The following is a 7,868-nucleotide window of genomic DNA, read 5'->3' on the forward strand; positions in this document are numbered from 1 at the left end:
GCGTCAGCCGCCGCGCCTCGCCGCGCAGGGTGCGCACGTACAGGCCGCCGGGGTCGCCGGCCGGCTGGCCGACATAGGCCAGCCAGGCGCCGTTCGCCGACAGGGCCGGCTGCAGCTCGCGGCCGACCTCGGCGGTGACCGGATGCTGGGCCGGGGCGACGAACTCGCCGGACGGACGGCGGGAGAAGCCGACCGCGGCCACCCCGGCGGCGACCACGAGGACAGCCGCCGCCACGCCCCACAGGCGGCGGCGACGATCGGGCCGGGCCTGCGTCTCGGGCCCGGGCGACGACGGATCCGCGCCGGCGGCTTCGGACCGGATCGGCTGCGGCTCGACCAGCAGCAGGAAGCCGATCTTGGGAACGGTCTTGACCACCTGCGGCTCGCGCGCGTCGTCGCCGAAGGCTTCGCGCAGCTTGGCGACCTGGCGGGTGACGGCGTCGTGGGTGACGGCGCGGCCGTCCCACAGGCGTTCGACGATTTCGGCGCGGGTGACCGTGCGCCCGGCGTTTTCGGCCAGCAGGCACAGCAGCCGCATGGCCATCGGCTCGAGCCGGACCACGCCGGCGGGCCCTTCGATTTCGTTGCGGTCGGCGAACACGCGCCAGGCGCCCAGCACGAAGGCGGGCGGCAGGTCGACAGCGGCGGTGATGCGCACGGTCTGGTTCACGACCTTGACTTAATCGTTGGGGGCCAAACTTGCAGCTTAAAAGAGCGACGACCTAGCGCCGCACACGCGAAAGGCGGCGGACCTCTCGGTCCGCCGCCCGTACGCTAGTGCACCGATTTCCGGTGGTCTGCTTCTTAGAAGCGGACCTTGCCGGAGATCGAGAAGGTACGACCGAGCACGCGATAGACTTGCGGGTCGGTGTTGGCCTGGCCGCCGAGGGTGCCCTCGGTGGTCTGCGGCGCTTCCTTGTCGAACACGTTGCCGATGAAGGCCGTGACCTGGAAGTTGTCGGTCATGTCCCAACGGGCGGACATGTCGACGTAGCTGGCTTCCGGCAGCTCGTTGCCGAAGCTGGCGCTGGTCATGGTCGGCACGTAGCTCCAGCGGCCGAACAGGGTCCAGTCGCCCAGGGTGTAGTAGGCCGAGAAGGCCGACTTCCACTCCGGCAGAGCGCCGCCGATGCCCGAGAACGAGTAGCCGACGTACTCGGAGCCGTTGATCGTGTAGGAGTCGATCAGCGACAGCAGCTCGTTCAGGCGCAGGCGACCCTTCATGCCCACGTCTTCCATGTCCAGCGACCATTCGGCCTGGATGTCCCAGCCCTTGGTCTTGAACTGCGAAGCGTTGGCGCGAGTGGTGTTCACGAAGTCGATGTCACCGGTGGAGGTGTCACGGACGACGCGGGCGCAGGCCGGGTTCGAAGCGTCCAGGCTGTTGTAGCACTGGTTGATCCAGAACTGGGCGCCCAGCGACTGAATGGCGTCCTTAATCTCGATGTCGTAGTAATCGACGGTCGAGCGGAAGTCACCCAGCGGGAACCAGTCAGGCTGGAAGACGACGCCGGCCGTGAAGGTCTCGGCGGTTTCCGGCTTCAGGCCCGGGTTACCGAAGGCGAAGGCTTCGACCTGAGCGTTGTTCTGCTCGAAGCCAGCCATGCTGTGACCGCCGGCCTGCGACGAGCAGAAGGCCACCAGCTGCGCCGACGGCGAGCTGCTGGCGTTACACGGGTCGGTGTAGGACGGGAAGCCCTGGTCGCCGTTCTGGAACAGTTCGAAGACCGACGGAGCGCGGGTCGCTTCGTTGTAGACCGCGCGGAAGCGCAGCCAGTCAACCGGAGCGTACTCGCCGCCGATCTTGTAGGTCCAGACTTCGCCGATCGACGAGTAGTCCGAGTAACGCAGGCCCAGTTCCAGACCGAAGTAGTCGGCGAAGGACAGGTCCTTCAGCAGCGGAACCGAGAGTTCCGTGTAGAGTTCACGGACGTCCACCGAACCGGCTTGGTCTTGAATGGCGTTGAAGCCGTAGATGTTGCCAGTGCGCTGCTCGTTGTCGACGCGGAACTCGGCGTCGGTGCCGCGGTATTCGAAGCCGAACACGGCGGCGATCGGGCCAGCCGGCAGCTCCATCAGGTCGCCGCGGACGTAACCGGCCAGGCGGTGCTCTTCAACCTTGGTGGAGGCGAAGGTGCTCACGCGCAGGAAGTCGACCATTTCGTCGGTCAGGGTGTTCTGACCGAAGATGTCGAGCGGCACGCAGCCCGGCAGAGCGGCCGAGCCGAGCGGAGCGCCGGCGGCGGTCTGACAGCCGGCCAGGCCCTGGTTCAGCGCCGTGCGGTTGACCGAGTTGGTGCCGCGGGACAGGCCGTGGTTCTGGCCGTAGCTGGCGGTGACCGACCAGTCCCAGTTGTCGTTGAACGAACCGTCGACGGTGGTCAGCAGCGAGAGCGCGCTGTTCTCGATGAACGCGTTACGCGTGCCGACCTCGTTGGTGCGGCGGTCCATCGTGAAGTCGGCCAGCGGGGTCGGACGCGACTGCAGGGCGGCCCACAGATCGGCGTGGTTGGTCTGGATCAGCGACTGCATGGCCGGGGTCAGCTTGATGGTCAGACCGGTCGCCGGGGTCGGCGCCAGCTGAACTTCCGAGCTGCTGTTCACGTACGACAGCTGGACCTTCGCACGGATGTCGTCGGTGATGTCGTAGGTGCCGATCGTGGTGATGTTGAAGCGCTCGGCCGGGATGATCAGGTAGTTGTCCGGCGCGAAGCTGTAGCGCGACGAACCAGCAGCCCGATCCGGCACGCCGCAGGCGCCGCCGGTGTTGCGCGGGGACAGACGGCCTTGCGAGTCGAACGACAGGTTGCCGCCGTTGACCGCGCCGCCCGCGACGCCGTCGCAGTTGGTGTCGGTGTTGCCGGCGCCGAAGGTGGCGCCCAGGCCCGGACGGGTGCTCAGCGAAGCGCCGTAGCCGGTGATGGACGCGCCGTCGTCGCAGAAGCCGTCAGCCATGTCCGCCGCGCCGCCCGAGCAGGCGTAGCCGGTCGGCGAGCCGAACGCGTTGCCGGTGCCCACTTCCGGGATGCCGTCGCCGTCGGTGTCGACGTCCGGACGGTTGGCGATCCAGCCCCAGGCCGGGGTGCCCGAGCCGCCGGCGAAGATCATGCTGCCGCCCGAGCCCAGGTAGTTCTGGGCTTCAGCGGCGGTGTCGACCACGTGCAGGTTGCCCGAGGCGTCCGAGACGACCGCGGCCGAGGTGCGCGACCAGTCGTATTCCGACTGCGAGACCTTCTCGCGGTTGTAGTAGGCGGCGTAGGCGGTCAGGTTGCCGCGGCCGTCCGCGAAGTTGCCGCCGAACAGGCCGTTGATTTCGACTTCCGGAGCGTTGCCGTCGAAGGCCGAGCCGTAGGTCGCGGTGATTTCAGCGCCTTCGTAGTCGTCCTTCAGGATGAAGTTGACCACGCCCGAGATGGCGTCCGAGCCGTACACGGCCGAAGCGCCGCCGGTCACCACTTCGACGCGCTGGATCAGCGAGGCCGGGATGGTGTTCAGGTCGACGGTGCCGGTGGTCGAGGAGGCCGGAACGCGCTCGCCGTTGACCAGGACCAGGGTACGGTTGGTGCCCAGGCCGCGAAGGTCGATGGTGGCGAAGTCTTCGCCGCCGGCGTTGTTCGAGGTCTTGGTGTTGCCCGGGATGACCTGCGGCAGCTCGTTCAGCAGCGACTCGACCGACAGGGTCGCGGTCATCTGCAGCTGCTCGGCGCCCACGGTCGTGACCGGCGAGATTTCGGTGAAGTCCTGACGGACGATGCGCGAGCCGGTGACGACGACTTCGTCGACGGTCGACTGCTCGGTGTCCTGGGCGTAGGCCGGCGCCGCCGCGAACGCAGCGAAAGCAGCCCCGCAGATCATCGTGGACGCCAACAGGCGGCCACGGACGGTTTGCTTATTCAACTTTCTTCCTCCTGAGCCGGGCGCGGCAAGCACTTCTTGCGAAGACCAGCCACCCGCAGCGACGTTGGCCCGCAGGCATGACGCCCCCGGATAAAGGCCACGGTAGTTGGGCCAAGAGGAAAGGGTCAATTTCACCTTCGCCTATGTGGCGCGGTTTCCATTAAATTGTCGCAATATGGTCACTGCGTACTTCGGAATACTAAATAGCTATATAATTACACGCACGTTATTATATTCCCGACCTGGGACATTCCGGGCCGGCGCGAGCCCTGCGGGATAGGCTGTTTCCGCCACAGACCGATCGGCGCCGCCGCGCCTGAACAGAGCTCGGCCGCCATGCGAACAGGGGGGCGGGCCGGGTGTACGTGGCCGCCCGGACACCGCGTCGCTGCGCCTCCGCCACAATTCAGCCCCGAACCCGCCCCGGCCCGCGCCATTTGCGGCACGCCGGCCACGCGCCGCGACCGCGTCGCCGCACGGACAACACGCTTGCGACCAAATCCGACGAATGTGCGACGAACACGGCACACGGCGGGACGCCGGCGATGGTATGAGTAGAGGCGAGGTCTAGAACGCCGCGGCGGGGACGGATGCTGAGTTTGGAACCGTTTTGGCGGCGAGTGGACGTGCGGGAGGCCGCGGCCCTGGCGCTGGGCCTGTGGGGCACGGCCTACGTGGTCTACCTGACCGCCGGCCTGGCCAACGACGGGGCCATGGCCGGCTTCAACTATCTCATGTATGCGCTGATGGCCGGCTTCGGCTTGGTGCCGTCGGCGCTGATCTACCTGACCATGAGCACGACCGAGCGGATGCGGCTGGCGCCGCGCCTGGCGGTGATCGGCGTGTGCCTGGTCGGCACCGGCCTGCTGCACGCGCTCAACGACTCCCTGCTGTTCGAGCTGTTCTTCCGCGCCTACCGGCCGAGGTTCGCCGGCACCCCGCTGGTGCGGGCGATGGCCGGCAACTTCCTCATTCTGGTGTGGCTGCACGCGCTGTACGCCGCCGGCGTGGAGCTGGTGCGCTCGGCCCGGGCGACGCGCGAGCGCGACCGGCTGCTGAGCGAGGCGCGCGCCGCCGCCCACCAGGCCCAGCTGGCCGCCCTGCGCTTCCAGCTGAACCCGCACTTCCTGTTCAACACGCTGAACGCGGTCTCGACCCTGGTGGTCACCCACCGCAACGCCGAGGCCGAGACCATGATCGGCCGGCTGTGCGAGTTCCTGCGCGCGTCGCTGGCCTCGGACCCGCAGGCGACCACGCCGCTGGCCGAGGAGATGGCCACGGTGGAGGCCTATCTGGAGATCGAAAGCGTGCGCTTCGGCGAGCGCCTGCGGGTGGAGATGGCCTGGCCGCCGGAGCTGGAGACCGCCGCGGTGCCGGGCCTGGTGCTGCAGCCGCTGGTCGAGAACGCGGTGAAGTACGCCGTCGCCCCGGCCCGCCGGCCGGTGACCATCCGGGTCGCCGCCGCCGAACGCGACGGCGCGCTGGCCCTGATGGTCGAGGACGACGGCGACGCCGGCGAACTGGCGGCCGATCACGCCGGGACGGGCGTGGGACTCGAGAACGTGCGCAGGCGCCTGACCGCCCTCTACGGGGCCGACTGCGCGCTGGAAGCGGGCCGCGTGCCCGGCGGCGGGTGGCGCGTGGCGCTGCGACTGCCGCTGAACCGCACCAACGACGCAAGGAGGGCGGCGTGACTCTGAAGGTTCTGCTGGTCGACGACGAGCCGCTGGCGCTGGAACGCCTCGCCCTGGCCCTGCGCGACGTGCCCGACACCCAGGTGGTCGGCACCGCCGCCGACGGCGAGGCCGCCGCCGATGCGATCGCCCGGCTGAGGCCCGACCTGGTGCTGCTGGACATCCAGATGCCCGGCGCCGACGGCCTGTCGCTGGCCGCCGCCCTGCCGACCGAGGACCGGCCGGAGATCGTCTTCGTCACCGCCTTCAACCAGCACGCCCCGGACGCCTTCGAGCTGGAGGCCACCGACTATCTGCTGAAGCCGGTGCAGTTCGACCGCCTGCGCCAGGCCGTCGAACGGGCCCGCCGGCGCCGCTCGACCAGCGCCGCGGCCGCCCGCGCCGCCGAACTGGAGGCCCTGGTCCGGGCCATGGATCCGGAGCCCGCGGCCGCCGCCGCCGGCTGCTACGACAACGAGATCTGGGTGCCCTCCTCCAAGGGCCTGATCCGGGTCGACCTGGAGCGCGTGACCTGGATCGAGGCGGCCGGCGACTACGTTCTGTTCCACTCCGACACCCGCAGCCACATCCACCGCATCACCATGGGCGCCCTGGCCGGCCGGCTCGACCCGGCCCGCATCGCCCGCGTCCACCGCTCCGCCTTCGTGCGCCTGGGCGCGGTCGCCTCGGTGGAGCGGCTGGGCAAGGGGCTGATCGCCCTGACCCTGACGGACGGCGGCACGGTCCAGGTCGGACCCAGCTACACCAAGTGCGTGCTGGCCGCGCTCGGCGCGCGCCAGACCCGCGACCTGGCGGTGGCGGTCTAGGACCGCCGCAGGCGGAAACGGGCGATCCGCCCGGGTCGGCAAGCGCGTTCGCCGCACAGGCGAGGCGTCCTGTCCGGCCGGCTTTCAAGCGGAACCTTCGACCGACCGCTGCGGTTCTAGGACCCTCAGCAAAGCCGGAGGGGATCCGTGGCCGAGACTATTCTGATCACCGGCGGCGCCGGATTCATCGGCCGCCGGGTCGCCAGGCTCCTGCTCGAGCGTGGCGACCGCGTGCGCGTGCTCGATTCCCTGGTCGAGCAGGTGCATGGCGGGGTCGAGCGCCCGGCCGAGCTGCCCGCCGAGGTCGACCTGCACGTCGGCGACGTGCGCGACGAGAACGCCGTGGTCGCGGCCCTGCGCGGGGTCGACGCGGTGATCCACCTGGCCGCCGAGGTCGGGGTCGGCCAGAGCATGTACGAGGTCGACCGCTACGTCTCGGGCAACGACTACGGCACCGCGGTCCTGCTGCAGCAGCTGATCCAGAAGCCGGTCCGCCGCATCGTCACCGCCTCGTCCATGTCGATCTACGGCGAGGGCCTCTATCGCGCCGTCGACGGCGCCGTGCTGGAGACCGTCGACCGCCGCCGGCCGGGACCAGGCGCCTGGGAACCGACCGACGCCGACGGCCGCCCGCTGGCGCCCCTGCCGACGCCCGAGTGGAAGCGGCCGGACCTGGTGTCGGTCTATGCGCTGGGCAAGTACGTGCAGGAGCGGCTGACCCTGACCCTGGCGCCGGCCTACGGCATGGAAGGCGTGGCGCTGCGCCTGTTCAACGTCTACGGCCCCGGCCAGGCGCTCTCCAATCCCTACACCGGCGTGCTGGCCATCTTCGCCGGGCGGCTGCTCAACAAGCAGCGGCCGCTGGTGTTCGAGGACGGCGGTCAGCGCCGCGACTTCGTCTATGTCGACGACGTGGCCCGCGCCTTCGTCACCGCCCTGGACCACCCCGACGCGCCCGGAAACGTGTTCAACGTCGGGGCCGGCAACTCGGTCTCGGTGGCCGAGGTCGGCGAACGGCTGGCCCGCGCCATGGGCCTGGACATCGCCCCCGAGATCACCGGTCAGGCGCGCGCCGGCGACATCCGCCACTGCTTCTCCGACGCCTCGCGCGCCCGCGACGTGCTGGGCTTCACGGCGCGGCGCGACTTCGACGAGGGCCTGGTCGAGCTGGTCGAGTGGGTCGCCCGGCAGAGCGCCGAGGACCGAGTCCAGGACGCCCGCCGCGAACTGCAGACGCGAGGGCTGGTCGCCTGATCGCAGAGTTCCCTTCCACCCGAACGCCAGGGTTTCCCATGACGTCCGGCTCTTCTCGCCTTCCGGTCCGACGCCTGTTCCTCACCGCGGACACCGTGGGCGGCAGCTGGGGCCCCGCGCTCGAGCTCGCCCGCGGCCTGGCCGGCCACGGGGTCGCCACCACGCTCGCGGTGCTGGGCCCGCGCCCGGCTCAGGCCGAAGCGGCCCGGGCGCGCGC

General features: G+C 69.9%; 5 protein-coding genes. 3 read left to right on the forward strand and 2 right to left on the reverse strand.

All coding sequences use genetic code 11. The features are described from left to right. On the reverse strand, window positions 1-670 hold a 670-nt coding region (locus G3573_RS18255), incomplete at its 3' end, for a winged helix-turn-helix domain-containing protein (RefSeq protein ID WP_205598354.1). 134 nt (window positions 671-804) lie between these two features. After that, window positions 805-3,897 carry a TonB-dependent receptor gene (locus tag G3573_RS18260; RefSeq protein WP_163263120.1) on the reverse strand — a complete coding sequence of 1,031 codons (3,093 nt, stop codon included), beginning with the start codon at window positions 3,895-3,897 and terminating at the stop codon, window positions 805-807. Window positions 3,898-4,523: 626 nt separating this feature from the next. Between G3573_RS18260 and G3573_RS18265 the strand changes: the two genes are divergently transcribed. The 3 genes from G3573_RS18265 to G3573_RS18275 all read left to right on the forward strand — a co-directional run bounded on the left by G3573_RS18265 (window position 4,524) and on the right by G3573_RS18275 (window position 7,651). Next, window positions 4,524-5,591, forward strand: coding sequence for a histidine kinase (locus tag G3573_RS18265; RefSeq protein WP_163263121.1), 1,068 nt, complete (start codon window positions 4,524-4,526; stop codon window positions 5,589-5,591). Next, window positions 5,588-6,397, forward strand: coding sequence for a LytTR family DNA-binding domain-containing protein (locus G3573_RS18270; RefSeq protein WP_205598355.1), 810 nt, complete (start codon window positions 5,588-5,590; stop codon window positions 6,395-6,397). Before G3573_RS18265 ends, G3573_RS18270 begins: the two co-directional genes overlap by 4 nt. A gap of 147 nt (window positions 6,398-6,544) precedes the next feature. Further along, complete coding sequence (locus tag G3573_RS18275) at window positions 6,545-7,651, forward strand: SDR family NAD(P)-dependent oxidoreductase (RefSeq protein ID WP_163263122.1); 1,107 nt, start codon at window positions 6,545-6,547, stop codon at window positions 7,649-7,651. The last annotated feature ends 217 nt before the right edge of the window (window positions 7,652-7,868 follow it).

The sequence above is a fragment of the Caulobacter sp. 17J65-9 genome (genome assembly GCF_010975005.1).
In the GTDB taxonomy this organism is placed as follows: Bacteria; Pseudomonadota; Alphaproteobacteria; order Caulobacterales; family Caulobacteraceae; genus 17J80-11.